The sequence below is a fragment of the Actibacterium atlanticum genome (assembly GCF_000671395.1).
GTDB lineage: Bacteria > Pseudomonadota > Alphaproteobacteria > Rhodobacterales > Rhodobacteraceae > Actibacterium_D > Actibacterium_D atlanticum.
Genome location: NZ_AQQY01000013.1, coordinates 48,000 through 69,242 on the forward strand (window position 1 = coordinate 48,000; position 21,243 = coordinate 69,242).

Here is a 21,243-nt window from a genome sequence, read left to right on the forward strand (position 1 = left end):
CCGGGAGCGTAGGCCAAGACCTGTGACTTCTCAATTCTCAAATAACAGGGTTAGCGCATCCACAGATTGGCTTTCTTAATCTTGTTGCGGATCGCCTGTTCGCGCTTGGGCAGATCGTCGCGATCAAACATGTCGCGCACTTTCTGCCCCTTGTTCTGAAAGATCATCCGTTTGAATGGCTCATAGTTCTTCAGAACCTTCTTGATCCAGTTCGGCGCGGCCACCTCTTTCAGCGTGTTGACCACGTGATCGCTTTCGCGCGCGAACAACAAGGGCATCAGCCGCCAATGGCAGGTCACATCACCGTCCAATCCCGCCAGTTCCGGCCCCGGACGTCCGCCGCCAAACGAGGCAATCACCAAGGGCAAAGCGACCTGATCCAGCCACGGGTCGAATTCCTGTACCGCGGCCACTTCGGGCGGGTCATCGCGGATCGCCAGCGCGTATTCCTCAAACCGCTGGCCAAACTCACGGGGGCATTTGTAAAAGAACCACCCGGCATTGAAATACATGTACCGCTGCCAATACTCATCGGGCTGGTCCAGATCCAGGGTGCTTTCAAAATCCAGCCCGAACTTGTCATAGAGCGACTTCCAGATGTCGCCATAGCCGGGCCCGTAAAGTTCCAGCTTGGGCCAGGTGCCTTCGCGCCGCATGCTGGCCGAGGGCCGGTCAAAATCGAACGGTATTTCTGAAACGGGCCCGGTGATCAGCGTGTCGGTGTCAAAGAACACGAACGGCTCGCCCTCGGGCAGGGCACGCAGGGCCTCGATCTTGTTGCCATACGGGTAGTCCGAGCCAAAGTGATGGCTCTCAAAGGGCAGGATTTCCACCTTCAGGCGTTCAAGCGCGGCGCGGCATTCCTGATTGCTCATACGCGGGTCGCTGTTCCAGCGGTCGCCGGGTTGGGGTTCGGCCACGAACAGGCGTCCGGCAAAGTCGGGGTCTGAATGCCTGAGCGAGGCCGCAAACAGCAACGCTTCGTACTGAAGGCGCCCGTTTTGCCCGATGATCACGATATTAAACGCTTGGTGTTTGTCGCCCTGATTGGCCATGATGAACCTGCTCGGTTTGTTTTGCCGAAACTATACGCCGTAATGGGCCATCTCGTAAGCCCTTACGGCGCCTCAATTACGGGAGGGGACCCATGAAGAATGCCTTAATTTCCGCCACATGCGTGGCTTTGCTGACCACACCTGCGCTGGCGCAAAACTTCACCACCGCCGCCGAGGTCAAACCGATCCTGGAGATGACCAAGTCCAACTGGATCGCCGTGCGTGAATATGACGGGCAGGACTTGCTCTATTTCACCCAAATTCTTAGCTGGCGTTGCGGGTTGGACAGCATTTCCTACGCGGTGAACGGTGGGGATGCGACGCAGTTAGCGACCGAACCGTGCCATGCGGAAGAAGGCGCGCCCAACGCGCTGAAAATGGACACGGGCCTGTTGCCCTATGTGGCTTTCCCGCTGGGGTCCGTCGAAGATGTCTCCGTGACGCTGACCTATGACGATGGCACATCCATCACCGAAAGCTTCGCCCGGGGGGCGGTGCAAATTCAGTGATCTTCGAAAAAGGAGAGATGGTGGGCGACCCTGGAATCGAACCAGGCGTGCGTCTCCGCGAGGGAGTTACAGTCCCCTGCCACACCTTGCGGCCTGTCGCCCATCTCTGACGGTTGAACCGTCGAAGTAGCGGGTGGATACCTGCGCCGCCGGGGCGCGTCAAGACGAAAATCCCTTGAACCTGCGGCGTCTTCCCTGCATGGTCCGGCCTCTGTCAAAAAAGGGCGTGCGCCATGAAAAAGCCGACTTGGGTTGTGGAAAAAGAACGGGCGAAACGGGCTTCGGCGGCGCAGACCGTGTGGCTGTTTGGCCTGCATGCGGTGCGCGATGCGCTGATGAATCCGATGCGTGAGCGTTTGCGCCTTGTGGTGACCAAAAACGCCTATGACAAACTGGCCGATGCGATTGCCGAAAGCGGGATGGAGCCTGAGATTTCCGACCCCCGCAAATTCGCAGCCCCGATTGATTCTGGCTCTGTCCACCAAGGTGCCGCGCTTGAGGTCAAACCGCTGGATTGGGGCAAGCTGCGCGATTTGTGCAAGCCCGGCAAAGACGCGCCGCGGGTGATTTTGCTGGATCGGGTGACCGATCCGCACAACGTCGGTGCCATTCTGCGCTCGGCCGAGGTGTTCGGGGCGCGTGCAGTCATCGCGCCGTCGCGTTACTCGGCACCTGAAACCGGGGCGCTGGCGAAAACTGCTTCGGGCGCGTTGGAGCGTCAGCCCTATGTTCGGGTGCGCAATCTGGCCGATGCGATGGGTGAACTGCGCGAGATGGGCTATGTTCTGTTGGGTCTGGCGGGTGAGGCCGAGGATGAAATCGAAACCCGTCTGGCTGACCTCAAAGATGTGCCCGTAGGGCTGGTTCTGGGTGCCGAAGGCCCGGGTTTGCGCGAACGCACCCGAGAAACCTGCGATCATCTGGTCAAGATCCCTTTTGCGGCCGAGTTTGGCTCCCTAAATGTATCAAACGCGTCTGCTGTGGCGCTGTTTGCCGCCACCCGGACCTGACCTATGCCTCACCAGCCCCGAATCGCGACCTGTTCTTACTGCGGCACGCGCGCCGCGTTCGTTCTGCGCGGGGATGTGCTGCACGAGCTGACCTGCACCGCCTGCGGTGCGCAGCTGCACGACCTCAAGGCGCTGAAAGCCGCGCCCAAACCCAAGCCTGAAAAGCCCGTGCAGCACAACCCGCGCTTGCCGGTTAAGTCTAAGAAGAAAAAGAAGAAAAGATCGCCGATTCAGAACCTGTTGGACGAGCTTTGGGACGAGATCGAAGACATTTTCGACTAGGATTCGGCCATTAACCGCCTGTTCACATTCTTATTACATGCTCTGGAAGAAGAGAGTTTCATACTTATCTCCACAGCAGCAGGCGCGTACGGAACACCGCGCTGTGCTTCACTGTCCCTCGTTCCGTGACTGGCGCCCGGCCTGATTGGCTCGGGCGCTTTTTTGTGCGACCAAGGCCCCATGACTGATCACATTGATGCCCTGTTGCGTGATATTTTCAACCGGACCCGCTGCGTGGCTGTGGTGGGATTTTCGCTGAATCCTGCGCGTCCTTCCCATTACGTTGCCCGGTATTTGCAAGACCTTGGCAAACGTATCGTCCCGATCAATCCGGGCCATGCGGGGAAATCCGCCCTTGGCGAGGTGATCCTTCCCGATCTGGCTGCGATCCCCCCCGAGGCCGGGGTCGATATGATCGATCTGTTTCGCCGCTCCGAACACGTGCCACCGATCGTCGATCAGGCTCTGACCCATCTGCCTGATCTGCGCACGATCTGGATGCAGCTGGGCGTGGAGCACCAAGGGGCCGCGCAATCCGCCCGCGCTGCTGGGGTGGATGTTGTGATGAACCGTTGCCCCAAGATCGAATATCCCCGTCTGTTTGGGGCGATCTCCTGAAAATTGTCCGCAATTTCGCCCTAATTGCCCGCTAAAATCTTGATTGTTTCGAGGTGGATTGGGCCGAGGCAGGGCAATGAGCAACACATACGAAGACTTCCGCGAGGCGCTGAAACAGCGTGAATCCAGTGGCAATTACAGCGTCGTCAGCGCCGCAGGCTATCTGGGCGCCTATCAGTTCGGCGAGGCTGCGTTGATTGACCTTGGCTTCGTGAACCACGACGGCAACGCCTATGACAACAACTATTCCGGCGGTTGGACCGGCAAGTGGGGCATTGATTCAACGGCCGAATTTCTGGCGTCTCCGACGGTGCAGGATGCGGCGGCGGATGCTTGGTTTGAACTGTTGTGGGGCTATGTCACAGCCTTTGGGCTGGATGACTATCTTGGGCAAACCATGGACGGCGTCTATATCACCGCCAGCGCGATCATTGCCGGGGCGCATCTGGTAGGGATCGGCGCGATGCAGGATTGGCTTGAATCAGGGGGAACCTTGAACCTGACCGATGGCAACGGCACCCCGGTTGAGGAATATCTGGCGCTGTTCACCGGCTATCCGATGCCGTTTGACACCGGCGAAAGCCCCGAGGACTTGCTGCCCAGCGACGTGCTGCAGGGGGATGACGGATCGAACACCCTGATCGGCGGGGCCGAAGATGACACGATCAACGGCGCAGGTGGCAATGATCAACTGATCGGCGGCGCGGGGGACGATACTGTCAACGGTGGTGCGGGCCGCGATCTGCTTTTGGGCGGCGCGGGCGGTGACACGCTGACGGGCGAAACCGGAAATGACATCATCATCGGCGGCGACGGGCGCGATCTGATCACCGGTGGCGCGGGCACGGACATTCTGCAAGGGCAGGGCGGCACGGATCTGTTCATCTTTGAAGATGACTGGGGCACCGATGTGATTTTGGACTTTGACGCGTCCTCGACCGGCGATGTCGTAGTGCTGAGCGACGTCAGCGCGATCACGGATTACAACGACCTGACCGCCAACCACATGTTCGAGCTGGGCGATCACGTGGTGATCAGCGATGGCGCAGGCAACCTGATCTGGTTGCTGGGCTATGAGTTAAGCGAGCTGGAAAGCGGCGACTTCGTGTTTTAAAGGGTCTCAGCCCTTGCGCGACGCCTCCTCGGAATTGCCTCTCTACTTCTCGCAACGAACTTCAACCTAAAGCAATTTGGACTGCAGTGAGTTCGCCCTTCCTTTTGGTTGAATGTTCGGTTTAGAGTGCACGCACTGCCTGTGGTTTAGATAACGTGGGTTCAGCCATGATTAGATTGTCTATATTCTCAATGATCGTGTTGGTCGGGTGCGTCGACCAAAACGAGTATTACCTGTTCAAGTCTGGAGCCACGGTCTCACGAGCAGACAGAGATGATTTCGATTGCGAACTGGCTAGCGTCAACGCGGTTCCAAGAGATGTTAGAACGGCTACTACGCCGGTCTATACTACTCCTGTTTCAACCCAATGCTACACATATGGAACCACCGTAAGCTGCAACACATATGGTGGCGTCGTATCAGGAGGCAACGTCTATCAATATGACGCAAACGCTTCGCTTAGGAGCGAATACTATGGAAGGTGTATGGCGCAACGAGGTTACGCTGTTTTCGAACTTCCACCGTGCCAAAAGGAGCAAGTTCCGACAAGCATTCTCAGCAGCTTGAACGGAAAGCTCCGCCCGCCCAAAGAGGGAGCCTGCTATGTTCCCATAACAGATTCTGTGGGTAATATTGTATACGCGGAAGAGTTGAAAATGGCGAAGTAGCTGGCGAGGAGTAAACCCCAACTAATTCCGAGCCCGGCCTCAGCCCTTGCGCGACGCCTTCTCAGCGATGCCGCTGATGCCCTGCCGGCGGGCCAGCTCGGCCAGAACATCGTCCAGCGCCACATCCCGCGCGGCCAGCATCACCAGCAGATGATACAGCACATCCGCCGCCTCATAGGTCAGGTTCTCGCGGTCATCCTTGGCGGCGGCGATGATGGCCTCAATGGCTTCTTCCCCGAACTTCTCGGCGCATTTCTCGGGGCCTTTGGCCAGCAATTTCGCCGTCCAACTGCTGTCAGCGTCCGCGCCTTTGCGCGAGGCGATCACCGTTTCCAGTTCACGTAAGATATCCATCACAACCTCACCGGGATGCCCGCGGCATGCATATGCGCTTTGGCCTCGCCAATCGTATATTCGCCAAAGTGAAAGATCGAGGCCGCCAGCACCGCACTCGCCCCGCCCTCGGTTACGCCTTCCACAAGGTGGTCCAACGTGCCCACCCCGCCCGAGGCGATCACCGGGATGTCCACCGCATCGGAAATCGCTTTGGTTAAGGCCAAGTTGAACCCCGCCTTGGTGCCATCGCGATCCATCGAGGTCAGCAAAATCTCGCCCGCGCCCTTGCTTTCGACCAGCTTGGCAAATTCGACCGCATCAATGCCGGTGGGTTTGCGCCCGCCATGGGTGAAAATCTCCCACTTGCCGGGGGATACGGTTTTCGCGTCAATCGCCACCACGATGCACTGGCTGCCAAAGTGTTCTGAGGCCTCGGCCACCACATCGGGGTTGGCCACAGCGGCTGAGTTGAACGAAACCTTATCGGCCCCCGCCAACAACAGGTTGCGCACATCTTCGACCGTGCGCACCCCGCCGCCCACCGTCAGCGGCATGAAACACTGTTCCGCCGTGCGGGTGACCATATCCATCATCGCGCCCCGGTTTTCGACCGTTGCGTGAATGTCCAGAAAGCACAGCTCATCGGCGCCCGCCGCGTCATAGGCCTTGGCGGCCTCGACCGGGTCACCGGCGTCGATCAGGTCAACGAAGTTCACGCCTTTGACCACACGGCCATCGGCAACGTCCAGACAGGGGATGATGCGCGTTTTTAACATGCGATTTGTTTAGGCGCGCACTGGGCAAAGGGCAAGGCCGCACTATCTGACAGCGCATGACACGGTTTACACTTCTTTCCATCGGCGTGGTGCTGGGGCTGGGCTGGATGGTCCTGATGCTGGTTTATTTCAGCTTCCTGCCCGGCTGGCGCAGCCTTGGGTTCTTGATGACCGTCGGGCAGGTCGAACGCGGATTGGCCAGCTGGAGCCCCGCCGACATCGCCTATCACCTGCGCGGCACCTGGACGATCGACCTGATCTTCCCGACGCTTTACGGCGTGGTGCTAAGCTTCGTTGTGCACCGCTACTGGCAGGGCGGACGTCGCGCATTGCTGCTGGCGCTGGTCTGGCTGTCGGTCGTGGCGGATTACACTGACAACTATTTTGCCCTGCAATTGCTGGCAGGAGGGGAAGGCATCTGGCCCCTGATCATAGCCAACTGGATCAAATTCATTGCCATCACCTGGCCAATGGATGTCGGGCTGATCAAGTGGTTTGAGGAGGTCCGACTACGTCGCAAACAAGCGGTGTAGGTTAGTCGGTCTCGTCTTGGCGTGCGCGATAGCTTTTTCGCGTAGCCCACTCGGCGCAAATCAGACCGAAAAGTGGAAGCCATCCAACAATTCCCAGCACCATGGCTACGAAAATCCAAAATGCTGCAGATGTTCCGAAATCATCCGGGATGCGCTCGCATGTAGTTCGAAAATACTGGTTAACGCCTGTGCATTTACCCAAGTGATAAATCGCGAAGCTTAGTATTCCAGGAAGAAAAACGACCAGGAGCCAAATGGCTGCAGCGCCAGCGCTACGATTGCGCATCCAAAGCAACCGACGCCCGTTCGGGCTATAGCGGTCCGGTGTAAACAGCGCGTGGATCGCAAAGATGCTCGGCGGCCCCAACGTAACGAGATAGATGAGAATTATGATCAAACTGGTTCTGCGCTCCCGCCTTGTCAGGTAGATTAGCAGACACCTCGCCTATTCACAGGTCAGGAAAACCAGAGCAGGGCAGGCGATTTTCACCCCTTCATAACCGCCAAAGCCTCTTGCAGGTCAATCGCCCCGTCATAAAGCGCGCGGCCTGAAATAGCGCCGTTCAGCGGTGCGCCGCAGGCTTTGAGGGCGCGCAGGTCGTCCAGCGACGACACCCCGCCCGAGGCAATGACCGGGATCGACACGGCGTTGGCCAGTGCCGCTGTGGCCTCGACGTTCGGGCCCTGCATGGCGCCGTCGCGGTTGATGTCGGTATAGATGATGGCCGATACGCCTGCGTCCTCGAACGACTTGGCCAGATCGGTGACCATCACGTTGGTTTCTTCGGCCCAGCCTTTGGTGGCCACCTTGCCGTCGCGCGCATCAATCCCCACGGCGACATGGCCCGGAAACGCACGTGCAGCCTCGCGCACCAGATCGGGGTTTTCCACCGCAACGGTGCCCAGAATGACCCGTTGCAAACCCTTGTCCAGCCAGCGTTCAATCGTGGCCATATCGCGGATACCGCCACCCAGCTGTGCGGGGACTTTGGTCTGTTTCAGGATTTCCTCAACCGGGGCGGCATTGACCGGCTCACCCGCAAAGGCGCCGTTCAGATCGACCAGGTGCAGCCATTCACAGCCCGCGTTCACAAACTCCAACGCCTGCGCGGCAGGGTTGTCGTTGAACACGGTGGATTGGTCCATTTCCCCTTTTACAAGGCGCACGGCCTGTCCGTCTTTCAGATCAATGGCGGGGTAAAGGATCATGGCGGCCTCCGAGGTTTTGTTGGGCGCTCTGTGACACGCACGCGCCCGGAATGCAACGTATCGCCGACCCAACGTCAGACTTGCCCGGTATAGGGCGCATGTTTCACACTGACCCCAGTTTTGGGAGGAACGATCATGAAACGATTTGCAGCAGTCGCCGCGCTGGGCGCGCTTCTGGCCGGACCCGCGATGGCCGACCCGGTGCATGGAATCTGGAAGACCGAGGTCGACGACGGCAGCTATGCCTATATCACCTTTTCCAATTGTGGTGCCGAACTGTGCGGGGTGATCAGCCGCACGTTTAACGGGGATGGGGAATACAAAAGCCCCAATATCGGCAAGCAACTTGTCTGGGGGATGAGCAACGACGGCCCCGGCAAATACGCCGGCGGGACCATCTGGCAGCCGTCGACCGGCAAGAAATTCCGCTCGAAGATGACGCTGAACGGGAATGTACTGAAAGTCGCGGGCTGCGTCGGCCCGATCTGCAAAAAACAAACCTGGTCGCGGGTGAAATAAGGGGAAGGGCGGGTTTCCCCGCCCCTCTGCCTAAACCGCGTCGGTATATTCGCCGCGCGCCGGATAGTTGTTCTTGATCGCGAAATCCACCGCGCCGATCAGCTCGGAGAAATGCGGGCGCACAAAGGGCATGGTCTGAACCGAGCCGTAAAACAACGTCTGTTCCGGTGTGACCATGAACAGGCCCGGTTCTGAAAACAATGCGGGCTCCTCGATCCCGATCGACGTTTTCCCGCGCGAGGTAGAGATGTACAGCCCCCAGTCACGGGCTGTCTGCAACGGCAAATCATAGGCAAAACGCAGGTTCTGGGCCTCGATCTTGTCGGCCATCGCCTGCGCGCGTTCCTGTCCGTCTGAACTGATTGCGATGGTGTTTATGCCACGTTCGGCAAACTCAGGCGTCAGGCGTTCCAGCTCTTTCAGATAAGTGGCGCAGATTGGGCAGTGGTAGCCGCGATAAAAGCACAGCACGGTCCCGCGGGTGCTGTTTTCCTGACTAAGTGAAAACCTGTCGCCAGACAGCGTTGGCAGTGAAAGATCAGGTGTCTTTTGGCGGGGGATCAGCATGGGATGTCCTTTTTCCTTGGGGCTTAAGGGGGATATATGCGGCTTTATGGATAGAATTATCCGAAATAAATGATAGAAACCCCGATATGAGCGATGCAGACCGCCTGACCACCCTGATTCAGCGCTTTCAGCTGAATGTACGACCCGCCGGGGCGGGGGACGCGGATATCGCCGTCGTTGCTGCGGATGATCAGCCCTGCCGCATCCTCTTTTCGCCCGGTGGTGGGGTTGAAGGCGCAGGGGCACAGGTGGTGTTTGCCGCAAAGGTCGATTGGGCCAGCGACATGAACCCGCTGGTGCAATCGCTTCCGCGCCTGACCAGCTATGATCTGGCCGATGACCCGGATGCGCAGGCCTTAGTGGCGGTCTTGCGCAACGAGGTGGCTGCGGATCGCTGTGGTGCGGGGTCGGTTCTGAACCGGCTATGCGAGGTGCTCTTGGTGCGTCTGTTGCGCCATTTGATGCAAAGCGGCGTGGCGGAAACCGGGCTGCTGGCCGGTCTCGCCGATCCGCGTCTCAGCCGGGCCATCGTCGCCATGCACGATCGCCCCCAGCATGATTGGGACGCGTGCGCCTTGGCGCAGGAGGCCGGGTTGTCACTCAGCCGCTTTACCGAGTTGTTCAGCGCCACGGTGGGCGAAAGCCCGATGGCCTATCTGCGGCGCTGGCGCTTGATCCTGGCACGGCAGGATCTGGCGCGTGGTGTGCGGATTGGCACGGTTGCGCGGCGCTATGGATATAGCTCGCCCGAGGGGTTCTCGCGCGCGTTTCGGCGCCAGTTCAACGAGGCGCCGATACAGCTGCGCTTTGCCTGATCAGGGCGCCCAGGCCAGGAAGTTGGCAATCAGCTGCAGGCCCATGGCCTGACTTTTCTCGGGGTGAAACTGCGTGCCCACAACGTTGTCCTTGCCGACTATTGCCGTGATATCGCCGCCGTAATCACAATGGGCCAACCGCTGGGCCGGATCATCGACGCGGAAATGATACGAATGCACGAAATAGGCGTGTTCGCCGGTTTCCAGCCCGTCAAACACCGGGTGCGGGTTGTCGATCACCAGATCGTTCCACCCCATATGCGGCACTTTCAACGTCTCATCCGACGGCGTGATCCGCTCGACGGTGCCGCCGACCCAGTCGAACCCGGGCGTATCTTCATATTCCAACCCGCGCGTGGCCAGCATCTGCATGCCGATGCAAATCCCCATGAAGGGGCGGCCACCGTGGGTCACCACCTCCTCAATCGCTTCAAACAGGCCGGAATGATCGAACAGCGCCTTGCGGCAGGCCGGGAAGGCCCCGTCGCCGGGCAGTACGACACGGTCGGCCTTGCGCACGACGTCGGGGTCCGACGTGACGATCACCTCGCCCGCGCCGGTCTCGCGCGCCATGCGCTGGAATGCTTTCTCAGCCGAGTGCAGGTTGCCCGACTCGTAATCCACCAAAGCTGTCAGCATCGTCAGAGCGCACCCTTCGTCGACGGGATCGCATCTGCCTTACGCGGGTCGGTTTCCACCGCTTCGCGCAACGCGCGGGCAACGGCTTTGAACGCAGCCTCCACGATGTGGTGGCTGTTGATGCCGTGCAGCATGTCCACATGCAGCGTGATGCCGCCGTGGGTGCTGAAGGCCTGAAAGAACTCGCGCACCAGCTCGCAATCGAACGTGCCGATCTTTTGCGTGGGCAGCTCCATGTTCCACACCAGATAGGGCCGCGCCGACAGGTCCAGCGCCGCGCGCACCTGCGCGTCATCCATCGGCAACAGGCAGGCGCCATAGCGGCGGATGCCCTTCTTGTCGCCCAACGCCTGCACCAAAGCCTGCCCCAGCGCGATGCCGGTGTCCTCAACCGTGTGGTGATCGTCGATGTGGTAATCACCCTTGGCGCGGATGGTGAAATCAATCAACGAGTGACGCGACAGCTGATCCAGCATGTGGTCAAAAAAGCCCACACCGGTTTGGTTGTCATACTGGCCGGTCCCGTCGAGATTGATCTCAACGCTGATCGCGGTCTCGGCCGTTTCACGCGTGATTGTTGCGGTCCGCATCGGGCGTACTCCTTGGTTTCAACGGCTTATACGCCGCGGCCGTCGCAAGGCAAAGAGGGCGCGCGCGAAAATCTGCGTCACTGTTGCGAAGGCGTTCCTGACGCAGGCTGGGCATTGGGTAGAGCGAACCAGAGCGACGACGGCAGTTAGGCTGAGGTCACTCAGGTCTAGGCCGAAAGGCGTCAAACTCTAGATAGTACTTTGCGTCTTTCACAAGTGTCTCTCGCGATGGGGAGTGCTCGTAATGTTTAGCGAAATTCTTGATGCTCTGCAGGGTATAGAGATCGACATCCCACGTATAGTTTCGGCCTTTGAACTCCAGGTACTCATCATCAACCTCGCTGTAGGTGTCCGTTTCGAGTACAAGCACATCGTCAGAAATGGTTCCATCGTCATTGACCGTAAAGGCTAAAAGGAAGTCCCCATCATAGGTCTCTACGGATGCCATCAAATCCGCGAGGGTCATTTCGGTAAAAGAGATCACCGTCGGGTCTGAAATTCGCATTGCTTTCGCTCCCTCTATCAGCCCTCAATCCGCTGCAGTCGCCACATCCCGCGTGAGAAATCGATGTCAGGATCATCGCTATAGATGTGGCCAACTTTAGATATGCGCCAGGTTCCAACCGTGTCTTCAAAGCCGATAGTTTGCCCGTGGCGGATTTCAGGGTTCTGGAAAAGCAAGTATTTCGCAAACTCGTTATAGACGACAGACGCGGTTTCGAACTCGGTTGTTTCAATCGATATGTCGGGATGGCCGAGAAAGGTCATTCCGATCGTTTCAAACAAATCGCCGTCACGAACGAATGCCCAAACGAACTGATGATACAGGAGTTCGGGAAAGAGATCCTGGGCGGTTTGTACACCGTTGCGCCACTGATCAGGGCCGGATGCGCGCCTGGAACCTTCGACCCGAACGGCGATTCCGCCGCAGTCGAGTGCAGCAAGCGCGACCTCGGAAATGGCAAGCGCCTCTGCAGTTCCGTCTTGGCTGGAGTAGAGGCTCAAGTAGCTGGAATGTTGCCCGATCTTGGCCAGCCGTTGTTCTGATATTGGTGCGCCCGCAGACCCCATTCGAAAGGCCTCTTCCATGCCTTCTGCGGCAGGCCATATTTGGTAACCACATAGATAGTCGGTTTCGCAGTCAGAGATTCTGCCTCCAGCGGCTATGAAACGACCATGTGTGCCGGCTGCCAGCGCGTCCATGAAGTGGTCATTGTCCCGCCAGGTGCCGGGAATACACAGGATAGTTTTACTCTTCATGGGAACACGTTTCCAACAAGGTCTGTCGGCCAAGCGGCATGGGGCAATCACTGTTTGTTTCTATATGCAAACAGTCGAATTGTGAAACTTCTGAAGTGAAAGAATGGAGCGGGCGATGAGATTCGAACTCACGACATTTACCTTGGCAAGGTAACGCTCTACCCCTGAGCTACGCCCGCGTCCTTTGGGTAGGGGGTGTCTAACGCTCCGTGTCGACGGGTGCAAGGGGGCAGCGGAAAATATCGTAAAAACGGTAAAACCCGGGCAACGCCTAAGGGCAGGGTTGCTTTTGCGCAGACAGTGTCGGCATTGCGGGGCTTTGCTGGCGGCTGGTCTGATGCAGCTTTCGCCCGTCTCTGCAGGGGCAAAATCTCTGCTGTAGGGGACCGCCAGACCACCCGGGACGGGTGCTAGGATGATGCCGCGCCCAGAACGGTGCGCCGCCGCGCCCTAAACGCGCCGGGGAAGAACACCACAAATCCAAACAAGGCCTGGATAAAGGCAGAGAGAATGATCTTAGCTATCGCTAGGCCTTGGTCTGCTCGTCCTGCGTGACCCTGAAAAAGATCGTATAAAGCGCAGGAACGATGATCAGCGTGAGGATGGTCGCAAAGCTGAGACCGCAGATGATCACAACAGCAAGCGACTTGAAAAACGGGTCCCATAGCAGTGGAACCACCCCCAGAACCGTAGTCAGCACCCCCAAAGAAACAGGGCGCACGCGACTAACTGCGGCGTCCACCACGGCCGCCATACGGGCTTTGCCATCGGCGATCTGTGTGTCGGTTTCATCAATCAGCACGATGGCGTTCTTGATCAACATGCCAGTCAACGACAGGATGCCAAGGATGGCCATGAATTCCAGCGGCGTTTGCGAGCCCGCCAACCCATAGATCACCCCAATCAGAGCAAGCGGAACAGTCAGCCAGATGATGATGGTCTGACGCCATGCATTGAACAGGAACAGCACCACAAGGAACATCGCGCCAAAGCCCAGAGGCATGATCGACGCAAGGCCTGCGTTGGCCTCTTGCGAATTGCCGTATTCGCCCTTCCATTGCAGGGAATAGCCCGGTGGCAGGTCTATGGCCTCGACGGGGCCGCGCACAGCGTCGAACAGATCGCCCGACAGCAGACCGGGCGCGTTGTCCGCCTGCGCGGTAATGGCGAGTTGCCGGTCGATGCGGCGCAGATTGCCCGCTTCAAAGACAATGTCGAACCGGTCCACGACTTGAGTGATCGGAATATAGCCGCCAATCGCCTGAGCATAGACCTGAATATTCCGCAGTTCACCAATGTCATTGCGTGCCTCCTCTACGGGGCGCATCACGATGTTGCGCAATTCATCGCGCTCGCGATAGACCCCCAAGTTGGTCCCGGTCAGGTGGCTGTAGATCGCGTTAGAAATCTCGCCCTGCGTCAGGCCAAGGCGGCGCGCGTTTTCGGTGTTGATCACCGGGCGCACGACCTGCAGTTGTTCCCGCCAGTCATCCTTTACCGCAACCGCCCCCGCCGCGGATAGGATGGTCTTGGCTTGCCCGGCCAGATCACGCAGCACAGCCGGATCAGAGCCGAAAAAGCGCGCCTCGACTTTCGATCCACCGCTGGGACCCAGCACAAACTTCCAAACCTTGGCGTTCGACTCTGGATAGGTCTCGTCGATATGGGTTTGCAGCTCGGCGCGCAGACCGTCGATGACAGTGTAATCTTCGACATCCACAAGGATCTGACCATAAGCGGAATTGCCGTTTTCGGATTCGTAAATCAGCATGAACCGCAGGTGCCCGCCGCCGATCACGGTATTGGTCCCCGTGACACCGTCGAGCCCACGCGCATAGTCCGCGATTTCCCGCAGGTCGCGCTCAGTGCGGGTAATATCCGCGCCTTGCGGCAGGAAGTAGTCGATGACGAACTGATCGCGTGTCGAGGATGGAAAGAACCCGGGCGGCACGGCGCTGAACAGAACGATCGCTGACGCAAACAGGGCCATGGCGCCGCCCACCGTCAGCCACCGCATGCGGATGGCCCCCGCAAGGAGCCGCCTGTAACCCGCGAGCATCGCGTTTTCCTTTGGCTGGGCTTGCGCATTGCCTTTCTTCAACAGCAGCGTGCAGAAATACGGCGTAAGCCATATCGCAATAAGCCACGAGAACAGCAGCGCGATGCCAATGGTCCAAAACAGGCTACCGGCATATTCGCCGGTATTGTCCGGCGAAAAACCGATGGGCGAAAAGGCAAGGATGCCCACAAGTGTGCCGCCCAGCAGCGGCCATGTTGTTTGTTTTACAACCGCGCGGGAGGCCTCTGCGGCATCTTCGCCCCGCTGCACACGCACGATCGTGCCTTCGACCACCACAATGGCATTGTCGACAAGCATGCCCAGGGCAATGATCAACGCCCCTAACGAGATCCGCTGCATATCAAGACCGTAAAGATACATCCCGAACAGGGTGCCGGCCACAGTCACAAGCAGGATGCCCCCCATCAGAATGCCGGATCGCAAGCCCATAAAAATCAAGAGCGTGCCGACAACGATGGCAAGCGCCATCACCACATTCACCACGAAGTCGTTGACCGAGGCCTCGACGCTTGCGCCTTGATCGGAAATCGGCAAGACGTTGATGCCAATGGGGCGCTCGTTTTCCAGCGCGTCGATCCGGTCCTGAACCGCCTTACCCATTGTCACAACGTTGCCCCCCAGCGTGTTGGAAATACCCAAGCCAATCGCGGGTTCCCCGTTGCGGAAAAGAAGCGAGGATGGCGGCTCTTTCAGCCCCCGCGACACGGTTGCGATATCCCTTAGCCTGAATGATGTTCCCGTCTGAGGGTTCGTGATCAAAAGGCTTTCTATCGCCTCAATCGAGCCCACAGCGCCTTCGGGCCGCACCGACAATCGTGACAGGCCCGCGACGATGGAACCGGCAGGCGTGACAAGGTTCTGACCTTCAAGCAATTGCTGAATCTGGGCCGGTGCCAGCCCAAGTTCGGTCAGACGCGAGGGCGCGTATTCGACATAGATGACCTCCTCCTGCACGCCGCTAAGAACGACTTTTGAGACGCCATCAACCGTGACCAGTTCACGCTGCAAATCCTTGGCGTATTCATACAGATCCGAAATCGTGAAGCCGTCGCCGGTGATGGCATAATACTGCGCATAGACGTCTCCGAAATCATCATAGACCTGACTGGCCAGTGCGTTCGGGGGCAGGCTCGACTGCGCGTCCGAAATCTTGGCCCGCATCTTTGAAAAGATCGCATCCAATTCCGGATAGTCCGGCGTTGCCGCGATCGTGAAATCGACGGTCACGGTGCTAAGGCTCGGTGCCGAGACCGAACGCACCTCATCTACACCCGCCAATTGCTGCAAAGCGTTCTCGATCACCTCGGTTACCTCTTCGGCGACCTGTTCGGCCGAGGCACCGGGATAGGGGGTGACAATCTGAGCCTGCCGGATCATGAATTCCGGGTCTTCGAAACGCGGCAATGCAGTATAGGCGAAATACCCCGCCCAGAGGATCAAAACCGTCGCAACAGCAGAAATCAGCCTCTTCTCAAGGGCAAACCGAGCAAGATCCATCTGTTCAGTTCCCAACCTGCGTGATCGGGCGAATGGTCATGCCCTCAATGATCTCGCTGACGCCTGCCGAGACGATGACGTCGCCCTCCTCTAACCCCTGTGTCACCACCACGTGCGATCCGCTGGCCGCGCCCAAACTGACGTCTCTTTGCGCCACCACGCCGGATGCATCAACCAGCCAAACGAAAGGGGCACCATCGGGGGCCGCCGCAATGGCCGACAGCGGCGCGTGCACCTCTGCCGCGTTGCCATCCGTAGATGCGATCACCCGTGCCACCATCCCGGGCAGGATCACCGCGCCTTCGGGAACCTCGACAGCGACACGGCCGCGATATGTCTGACTGGCGCTGTCTGCCTGCACTGAAAACTCTACGATTTCCGCCTCGAACTCCTGCCCCGGCAGGGCATCAAAAGCAGCCGTGTTGGTGATGTTCCCCGGACCATTGCGCGAAAGGGCGATGACATCAGGGCTTGGGATGTCGAACGCCAGATGCACGACATCCAGACTCTGCAGCAAAACGATAGTTTGACCTGCTTGCACATTCGAAAAATTCTCAATGTCCCGCCGGGCGATGATGCCATCAAAGGGCGCCACAAGCGTGGCATCCGACAGGCTGTCGCGCGCCACTTTGATTTGCGCGTCGATGCCGCGAATGGCGGCCTCCGAGGCGGCAATATCCTCGGGTCGGCCGCCCACCTGGCCGATCCGAAGTTGCTCCATCTGCGCCCGCAGGTTGGCTTCGGCAACGCGAAATTCGGCCTGAGCCCCTTCGACTTGCGCCTGAGTCGCGACACCGCGTTCCAGCAACTGCTCTGCGCGTGTCAGGGCCTCTCGTTTCTGATCGACCTGCGCTTGGGCCGATTCCACAGCTGCTTCAAGCGACACGATTTCTTCTGCGCGCGCGCCGGCTCTCAATGCATCAAGCTGTGCAACCGCCTGATCCCTTTGGCTTTGCAGCTGCGCTATCTGGTTCTCGAAATTACGCGTATCGATCTGCGCGATCACATCCCCGCGCGCAACTTCGGACGCGGCGCGGACGGGCAGATCGACCACCTGGCCCGATACTTTGAACGACAGCTCGATCTCCCGAGAGGGCAGAACGCTGGCAGGATAGGAGCGAGAGACCGTAGCGGAAGACGCGGTCACTTTTGCAACTTTGGCCGGGCGGGGAGCCGCGTCCTGTGCCAACAGAGGTCCGCAAAAAGCCAAGGTAATCGCGCCAAATGCACTCACAACTCCGGATCGCAGCATGGAAATTCTCCTGTTCGCCCAACCTGTCTCTGTTTAAGAATAGCGCAAAGTCCAAAACGACGGAACAAATGATGAGCGACGTGCAACAGATTGTCCTTGGAACCGGCTTGCTCACGCTCTGCGCGGTTATCCACGTTGCTGTCGTTGCCTTTAGTGTTCCCCTGTTCGGGCGCCTCGCCGCTCGGCTGCCCGCAAATCGATGGCCTCGATTTCGGATAGTAGCCTTGCTCGCGCTTGCGGTGCTTGTGTTGGTGTTTGCGCACACAGTTCAGGTCTGGATCTGGGCGGTGAGCATTCTTGTCATTGCTGCGCTGCCCGATCTTTCAACAAGTTTTTACTTCGCGACTGTGACCTACACGACGCTTGGTTACGGGGACATTGTCCTTGGGCCAGAGGCGCGCATTGTCGCGACGTTTTGCGCGATCACTGGGCTCCTGACCTTCGGTATCAGCACGGCGTTTCTGATCGGTGTCCTGACCAGAATTTTGCCTGATGTTTTCAAAAGCGACCGCAATGTCTGAAAGTGGACTGTCGAATGTGGTTGGGCTTGCGGCGTTGGTTGGTTCGCTGTTCCCACATCGCGCGTGTTGCACTTTCTTCCCGCCTGCCGCAGCGCCCGCATCGAGTTTCGGCGCGTCGGCGATGGGCCCAAAGCCGCCGTTTACCGCGTTTGTCGTGCGCCATCGCAGTGACAAGCAATCGCCACGCTTATTCAGCCAAATAATCGGCTTGATCGCTCCGGATAAGATTTCTGAGGTAGAGAAATTGGAGCGGGCGATGAGATTCGAACTCACGACATTTACCTTGGCAAGGTAACGCTCTACCCCTGAGCTACGCCCGCGTCCTTGGGTGAGCGGTGATTTACGCAAAGCGGCCCAAGGCTGCAAGAGGAAAAAACCGGCTTTTCGCATTTTTTCCCCGGTCGGCGGCCGGCGCGTCATTCTGCGGCCAGATCGGGCAGGGCAGGGGCGGGCATTGTGTCGGCCAGCCCCGAAGCGCGCACCACCGTGTTGCGCCCCTTGGCCTTGGCCTCATAAAGCGCATTGTCTGCCGCGCGCATCAGATCTTGTGGCATCGTCCCATGCGCCGGATATTGCGCCAGCCCAATTGAGACGGTGATCCGCGGCAGCGCTTTGCCGCCATAGCTGACGCTGATCAGCTCAATGTTCTCGCGCAGCGCCTCGGCCCGTTTGTTCAGCGCGTCGGCGTCCAGATCGGGCAGCAATATCATGAACTCTTCGCCACCCGGACGACAGGCGATTTCATCCCCGTCGCAAGCCTGCTGCAACACCGACCCCACCGCGCGCAGCACCATATCGCCCGCGTCATGGCCGTGGTTGTCATTGAACTTCTTGAAGTGGTCAACATCGATGGAAATGACCGACGGCATCCCGGTGCCCCGTTTCGCGGCCTCGATGAATTTGCGCAGGGTTTCGGTCATGTGACGGCGGTTATATAGCCCGGTCAGCGGATCGCGCACCGATTGATCATGCAACTGATCACGCATCCGCACATTGGCGATCGCAAGCGACACCTGCTCGGCGCACATCTGGGCCAGTTTCCGGCTGGCGTGGAACTCGTCAATGTCTGCTCCCTCCAGCGCTTTCAGATGCATCAGCCCGACGGTTTCACCATGGGCCAGAATCGGAAAGCAAAAATAAGGCGAGTCATCATGGGGTTCGGCATGGGCGCAGACGAAATCAACCTCGCTGTCGCCGAAACTATAGGTCCGCCCGCGCCGCAGGCCCCAACATTCATCCGGACGGATGTGATCTTTCAGCTTACCGCCATTCCAACTGCCCGAGCCGTCCAGCACATCGCGAGAGTTGGAATAGACATACACCGTGCCTTCGCTTTCAGGCAGCATATGCGCCATGAACTGCGCGACCATGTCGAACAGTTCCTGCATGGAGCGGCTCGATTGCAGCCATTCATTCAGCTCCCCCAGCAGCTTGACCTCGCGGGCCAGCTGCATCTGGTTTTCCATCAGTTCCTGTTCTTTTTGTGCCCGCACCTTCAGAACGTGTACCTGTTTTCGGTTGGCTATGGTGATCACCGCCAGCACAGACAGCATCACCATCAACCCAAGGCCTGACAGCACCATCAGCGCCGTGCGCAGTCGCCCGATAAAAGTGTTTCGCAGATCAGTGATGTCGGTGAAAAACTCAATCACGCCAAGGGTCTGTCCCTTGTCGACCACCGGAAGCGCGATCCCGGCAACCTCGTGACGGGTGCCGGCGCTGGTCAGCCCATGGGTGGCGATGCTGTCGCTGCCGGTTTCGCCGGTTGCCGCAAAATGCCGGTAATGCGCGTCGCCAAGTTGCAGCACCCGCTGGGCGATCACCGGATCCAGCTGCAAGCCGCTTTCCCCGGTATGCGATGACCAGAACACCGCCCCGGTCCTGTCGTACAGCCGAAAGCGCAAAATGTCGGACGAGATGGTGATATGTTCCAGATAGTCGCGATCTGCGCTGGACATCAGGCTGTTTGAGAACACCTGCGCGCCACCATCCAGATGCTCCAGCAAGCGTTCTTCCCAAACCAGCGCCTGAGCACGAATGTCGTGCTCCAGCATTTTGTCAATCACCGGCACCGGGACGGTCCGCACGACCAAAAAGCTGACCCCTATAAGGCCGACCAACAAGACGAGAGGCGCAATCTTGCGAGAGAGAAGGCGGACCATAACCAGGGGCTTTCGCGCTGAGGAAACACAGAGGTGCGCCTTTGTCCCGCGTCTGGCTTTCGCAAAAGTTAAGATAGCCCTGCACGTTCGTTCGAATTTTAGACAACCGCGACGAGCGACCGCCTAAATCAGCCCGTGTGCAATGTTCGCCAGCGCCAGAGACGCGATCATGCCAACCGTCAGGTACATGCCCCAGCGGCGTGCCGGAATGATCTGAGGCGTCGCGCCGAAACCCCAGGCATGCAGCGCCCGCCCCGCCAACAGCATCGCGCCAAACAGATGCAACCAAACCATTGGCATGCCTTGCAATTCCGCCAGCGCCAACAGGATCAGCCCAATCGGGGCGTACTCGGCGCAGTTGGCCTGAACGCGCATGCGTTTCAACATGACCTCATTGCCGCCATCCCCGACCGAGGTTTTTGTGGAACGGCGCGCGCCAACGACACGAAAACTAAGAACCAGAAACAGCAAGGTAATAAGCCCTGCGTAAATTGGGGTAACGCTGATCATAATATTCTCCTGCTCACTGCGCGACAGGATAACGCCGACCCGGGGAATTGCCAGCGCGCCGTGGTCTTAGGGCCGCCAGCCCGCGGGCGCAGGGGTCTCGGACAGATATTCCCGATATCCGGCCGCCTGTTCGGGGGGCAGCCGGTCCAGCACCACCCGCGTGGTGTAATGCCCAAACATCCGCCCATCCGCCCCGGGCAGAGACCAATCCCTGATCTGCGCCTGGGTAAAGCTTACCTGATCGCCAAATTGCAGATCGCCCAGCATGTTGGGGTCATTGGCCAGGCGGCCGGTGAAGGTTTCGCCATTGCGCTCGATGTCCGACACCCAGATGATTTCGACCGCAACATCATAAAGCTGACGCGCGGCAGCGGTGGTGTGCAGAGCCACTTTCATCTCGGCGTCCGGGTGCAGCCAAGCCCCGTTTCCACGGGTATGATCCAAAAAGCTGGCAAGCGTTTCCCGCGCGGCGGACATGGCCGCTGTCATCAGCGGATCATCAGAGTCAAACTGCACCGTTTCATCTCCCGCAACCGAAATATGCGGGAGCGCCCAGACCAGCAAGGTCGCAAGAAACAGGCGCATTCAGGCTCCAAACAAAAGGCCACGCCGAAACCGGCGTGGCCTGATGTTAGAGCGTTTTGTGCCGCTACTCCAGTTCGATGAGGAGGTCTTTTGCGTCGATTTGGGCGCCTGGTGTGATGTGGATGGCTTTGACGGT

Annotated in this window: 23 protein-coding genes and 3 tRNA genes; 9 read left to right on the top strand and 17 right to left on the bottom strand. The window is 58.8% G+C overall.

What is annotated here, in order from left to right:
- Positions 1–50: 50 nt before the first annotated feature.
- Positions 51–1,055: a hypothetical protein gene (locus ATO10_RS14850; RefSeq protein ID WP_035253097.1), complete on the bottom strand. Its 1,005-nt coding sequence runs from the start codon at positions 1,053–1,055 to the stop codon at positions 51–53.
- Positions 1,056–1,147: 92 nt separating this feature from the next.
- Between ATO10_RS14850 and ATO10_RS14855 the strand changes: the two genes are divergently transcribed.
- A complete protein-coding gene (locus tag ATO10_RS14855) occupies positions 1,148–1,564 on the top strand; it encodes a hypothetical protein (protein WP_035253099.1) in 417 nt (138 codons plus the stop codon).
- An 18-nt stretch (positions 1,565–1,582) separates the two neighbouring features.
- Here ATO10_RS14855 and ATO10_RS16445 read toward each other — a convergent pair.
- A tRNA-Tyr gene (locus ATO10_RS16445) sits at positions 1,583–1,666 on the bottom strand.
- A gap of 131 nt (positions 1,667–1,797) precedes the next feature.
- Here ATO10_RS16445 and rlmB point away from each other — a divergent pair.
- The 4 genes from rlmB (at position 1,798) to ATO10_RS16100 (ending at position 4,588) form a co-directional block, all read left to right on the top strand.
- Positions 1,798–2,574, top strand: a complete 777-nt coding sequence (gene rlmB, locus ATO10_RS14860; protein WP_035253101.1) for a 23S rRNA (guanosine(2251)-2'-O)-methyltransferase RlmB — start codon at positions 1,798–1,800, stop codon at positions 2,572–2,574.
- Positions 2,575–2,577: 3 nt separating this feature from the next.
- Positions 2,578–2,856 carry a hypothetical protein gene (locus ATO10_RS14865; RefSeq protein WP_035253104.1) on the top strand — a complete coding sequence of 93 codons (279 nt, stop codon included), beginning with the start codon at positions 2,578–2,580 and terminating at the stop codon, positions 2,854–2,856.
- 180 nt (positions 2,857–3,036) lie between these two features.
- A complete protein-coding gene (locus tag ATO10_RS14870) occupies positions 3,037–3,474 on the top strand; it encodes a CoA-binding protein (protein ID WP_051598178.1) in 438 nt (145 codons plus the stop codon).
- Positions 3,475–3,550: 76 nt separating this feature from the next.
- A complete protein-coding gene (locus ATO10_RS16100) occupies positions 3,551–4,588 on the top strand; it encodes a calcium-binding protein (RefSeq protein WP_051598179.1) in 1,038 nt (345 codons plus the stop codon).
- A gap of 707 nt (positions 4,589–5,295) precedes the next feature.
- Here the strand turns inward: ATO10_RS16100 and ATO10_RS14885 are convergent.
- Both ATO10_RS14885 and hisF read right to left on the bottom strand, forming a co-directional pair.
- Positions 5,296–5,610: a phosphoribosyl-ATP diphosphatase gene (locus ATO10_RS14885; RefSeq protein ID WP_035253106.1), complete on the bottom strand. Its 315-nt coding sequence runs from the start codon at positions 5,608–5,610 to the stop codon at positions 5,296–5,298.
- A complete protein-coding gene (gene hisF / locus ATO10_RS14890) occupies positions 5,610–6,368 on the bottom strand; it encodes an imidazole glycerol phosphate synthase subunit HisF (protein ID WP_035253107.1) in 759 nt (252 codons plus the stop codon). The genes ATO10_RS14885 and hisF overlap by 1 nt, the downstream gene beginning before the upstream one ends.
- 56 nt (positions 6,369–6,424) lie before the next feature.
- On the opposite strand from hisF, the gene ATO10_RS14895 reads away from it, so the two are divergent.
- On the top strand, positions 6,425–6,901 hold the full coding sequence (locus tag ATO10_RS14895) for a hypothetical protein (protein ID WP_035253109.1): 477 nt from the start codon (positions 6,425–6,427) through the stop codon (positions 6,899–6,901).
- Between the two features lie 486 nt (positions 6,902–7,387).
- Here the strand turns inward: ATO10_RS14895 and hisA are convergent, their stop codons facing one another.
- A complete protein-coding gene (gene hisA / locus ATO10_RS14905) occupies positions 7,388–8,110 on the bottom strand; it encodes a 1-(5-phosphoribosyl)-5-[(5-phosphoribosylamino)methylideneamino]imidazole-4-carboxamide isomerase (protein ID WP_035253114.1) in 723 nt (240 codons plus the stop codon).
- A gap of 135 nt (positions 8,111–8,245) precedes the next feature.
- Here hisA and ATO10_RS14910 point away from each other — a divergent pair, with 135 nt between their 5' ends.
- Positions 8,246–8,629: a DUF2147 domain-containing protein gene (locus tag ATO10_RS14910; protein WP_035253117.1), complete on the top strand. Its 384-nt coding sequence runs from the start codon at positions 8,246–8,248 to the stop codon at positions 8,627–8,629.
- 30 nt (positions 8,630–8,659) lie between these two features.
- On the opposite strand, the gene ATO10_RS14915 is transcribed toward ATO10_RS14910, so the two are convergent.
- Positions 8,660–9,196 carry a peroxiredoxin-like family protein gene (locus ATO10_RS14915; RefSeq protein WP_035253119.1) on the bottom strand — a complete coding sequence of 179 codons (537 nt, stop codon included), beginning with the start codon at positions 9,194–9,196 and terminating at the stop codon, positions 8,660–8,662.
- 86 nt (positions 9,197–9,282) lie between these two features.
- Here ATO10_RS14915 and ATO10_RS14920 point away from each other — a divergent pair, with 86 nt between their 5' ends.
- A complete protein-coding gene (locus ATO10_RS14920) occupies positions 9,283–10,011 on the top strand; it encodes an AraC family transcriptional regulator (protein ID WP_035253121.1) in 729 nt (242 codons plus the stop codon).
- Here ATO10_RS14920 and hisH read toward each other — a convergent pair whose 3' ends face one another.
- The 7 genes from hisH to ATO10_RS14955 form a co-directional block, all read right to left on the bottom strand.
- Positions 10,012–10,650: an imidazole glycerol phosphate synthase subunit HisH gene (gene hisH, locus ATO10_RS14925; protein WP_035253123.1), complete on the bottom strand. Its 639-nt coding sequence runs from the start codon at positions 10,648–10,650 to the stop codon at positions 10,012–10,014.
- A gap of 2 nt (positions 10,651–10,652) precedes the next feature.
- On the bottom strand, positions 10,653–11,240 hold the full coding sequence (hisB, locus tag ATO10_RS14930) for an imidazoleglycerol-phosphate dehydratase HisB (protein WP_035253126.1): 588 nt from the start codon (positions 11,238–11,240) through the stop codon (positions 10,653–10,655).
- 157 nt (positions 11,241–11,397) lie between these two features.
- Positions 11,398–11,745: a DUF7716 domain-containing protein gene (locus ATO10_RS14935; RefSeq protein ID WP_035253129.1), complete on the bottom strand. Its 348-nt coding sequence runs from the start codon at positions 11,743–11,745 to the stop codon at positions 11,398–11,400.
- A 17-nt stretch (positions 11,746–11,762) separates the two neighbouring features.
- Positions 11,763–12,500, bottom strand: coding sequence for a DUF4261 domain-containing protein (locus ATO10_RS14940; RefSeq protein ID WP_035253132.1), 738 nt, complete (start codon positions 12,498–12,500; stop codon positions 11,763–11,765).
- A 104-nt stretch (positions 12,501–12,604) separates the two neighbouring features.
- Positions 12,605–12,679 (bottom strand) — tRNA-Gly (locus ATO10_RS14945).
- 347 nt (positions 12,680–13,026) lie between these two features.
- A complete protein-coding gene (locus ATO10_RS14950) occupies positions 13,027–16,077 on the bottom strand; it encodes an efflux RND transporter permease subunit (protein WP_035253135.1) in 3,051 nt (1,016 codons plus the stop codon).
- A gap of 4 nt (positions 16,078–16,081) precedes the next feature.
- On the bottom strand, positions 16,082–17,329 hold the full coding sequence (locus ATO10_RS14955) for an efflux RND transporter periplasmic adaptor subunit (protein WP_035253136.1): 1,248 nt from the start codon (positions 17,327–17,329) through the stop codon (positions 16,082–16,084).
- 71 nt (positions 17,330–17,400) lie between these two features.
- Between ATO10_RS14955 and ATO10_RS14960 the strand changes: the two genes are divergently transcribed.
- Positions 17,401–17,850, top strand: coding sequence for a potassium channel family protein (locus ATO10_RS14960; RefSeq protein ID WP_035253138.1), 450 nt, complete (start codon positions 17,401–17,403; stop codon positions 17,848–17,850).
- Positions 17,851–18,095: 245 nt separating this feature from the next.
- Here the strand turns inward: ATO10_RS14960 and ATO10_RS14965 are convergent.
- The 4 genes from ATO10_RS14965 to ATO10_RS14980 form a co-directional block, all read right to left on the bottom strand.
- A tRNA-Gly gene (locus tag ATO10_RS14965) sits at positions 18,096–18,170 on the bottom strand.
- A gap of 96 nt (positions 18,171–18,266) precedes the next feature.
- Positions 18,267–19,937, bottom strand: a complete 1,671-nt coding sequence (locus ATO10_RS14970) for a sensor domain-containing diguanylate cyclase (protein WP_238323520.1) — start codon at positions 19,935–19,937, stop codon at positions 18,267–18,269.
- 198 nt (positions 19,938–20,135) lie between these two features.
- Entirely contained in the window at positions 20,136–20,522 is a 387-nt protein-coding gene (locus tag ATO10_RS14975; protein WP_035253142.1) for an MAPEG family protein, read from the bottom strand.
- Positions 20,523–20,588: 66 nt separating this feature from the next.
- On the bottom strand, positions 20,589–21,107 hold the full coding sequence (locus tag ATO10_RS14980) for a DUF2314 domain-containing protein (protein ID WP_035253144.1): 519 nt from the start codon (positions 21,105–21,107) through the stop codon (positions 20,589–20,591).
- Positions 21,108–21,243: the final 136 nt, after the last annotated feature.

Excerpts from the sequence above, each read along its gene's own strand:
- ATO10_RS14920 (WP_035253121.1), top strand. The coding sequence starts at position 9,283 with ATGAGCGATGCAGACCGCCTGACCACCCTGATTCAGCGCTTTCAGCTG.
- ATO10_RS14935 (WP_035253129.1), bottom strand. The coding sequence starts at position 11,745 with ATGCGAATTTCAGACCCGACGGTGATCTCTTTTACCGAAATGACCCTC.
- ATO10_RS14895 (WP_035253109.1), top strand. The coding sequence starts at position 6,425 with ATGACACGGTTTACACTTCTTTCCATCGGCGTGGTGCTGGGGCTGGGC.
- ATO10_RS14940 (WP_035253132.1), bottom strand. The coding sequence starts at position 12,500 with ATGAAGAGTAAAACTATCCTGTGTATTCCCGGCACCTGGCGGGACAAT.
- rlmB (WP_035253101.1), top strand. The coding sequence starts at position 1,798 with ATGAAAAAGCCGACTTGGGTTGTGGAAAAAGAACGGGCGAAACGGGCT.
- ATO10_RS14960 (WP_035253138.1), top strand. The coding sequence starts at position 17,401 with ATGAGCGACGTGCAACAGATTGTCCTTGGAACCGGCTTGCTCACGCTC.
- ATO10_RS14885 (WP_035253106.1), bottom strand. The coding sequence starts at position 5,610 with ATGGATATCTTACGTGAACTGGAAACGGTGATCGCCTCGCGCAAAGGC.
- ATO10_RS14975 (WP_035253142.1), bottom strand. The coding sequence starts at position 20,522 with ATGATCAGCGTTACCCCAATTTACGCAGGGCTTATTACCTTGCTGTTT.
- ATO10_RS14955 (WP_035253136.1), bottom strand. The coding sequence starts at position 17,329 with ATGCTGCGATCCGGAGTTGTGAGTGCATTTGGCGCGATTACCTTGGCT.
- ATO10_RS14870 (WP_051598178.1), top strand. The coding sequence starts at position 3,037 with ATGACTGATCACATTGATGCCCTGTTGCGTGATATTTTCAACCGGACC.
- hisF (WP_035253107.1), bottom strand. The coding sequence starts at position 6,368 with ATGTTAAAAACGCGCATCATCCCCTGTCTGGACGTTGCCGATGGCCGT.
- ATO10_RS14850 (WP_035253097.1), bottom strand. The coding sequence starts at position 1,055 with ATGGCCAATCAGGGCGACAAACACCAAGCGTTTAATATCGTGATCATC.
- ATO10_RS14915 (WP_035253119.1), bottom strand. The coding sequence starts at position 9,196 with ATGCTGATCCCCCGCCAAAAGACACCTGATCTTTCACTGCCAACGCTG.
- ATO10_RS16100 (WP_051598179.1), top strand. The coding sequence starts at position 3,551 with ATGAGCAACACATACGAAGACTTCCGCGAGGCGCTGAAACAGCGTGAA.
- hisH (WP_035253123.1), bottom strand. The coding sequence starts at position 10,650 with ATGCTGACAGCTTTGGTGGATTACGAGTCGGGCAACCTGCACTCGGCT.
- ATO10_RS14865 (WP_035253104.1), top strand. The coding sequence starts at position 2,578 with ATGCCTCACCAGCCCCGAATCGCGACCTGTTCTTACTGCGGCACGCGC.
- hisB (WP_035253126.1), bottom strand. The coding sequence starts at position 11,240 with ATGCGGACCGCAACAATCACGCGTGAAACGGCCGAGACCGCGATCAGC.
- ATO10_RS14855 (WP_035253099.1), top strand. The coding sequence starts at position 1,148 with ATGAAGAATGCCTTAATTTCCGCCACATGCGTGGCTTTGCTGACCACA.
- ATO10_RS14910 (WP_035253117.1), top strand. The coding sequence starts at position 8,246 with ATGAAACGATTTGCAGCAGTCGCCGCGCTGGGCGCGCTTCTGGCCGGA.
- ATO10_RS14950 (WP_035253135.1), bottom strand. The coding sequence starts at position 16,077 with ATGGATCTTGCTCGGTTTGCCCTTGAGAAGAGGCTGATTTCTGCTGTT.
- ATO10_RS14980 (WP_035253144.1), bottom strand. The coding sequence starts at position 21,107 with ATGCGCCTGTTTCTTGCGACCTTGCTGGTCTGGGCGCTCCCGCATATT.
- hisA (WP_035253114.1), bottom strand. The coding sequence starts at position 8,110 with ATGATCCTTTACCCCGCCATTGATCTGAAAGACGGACAGGCCGTGCGC.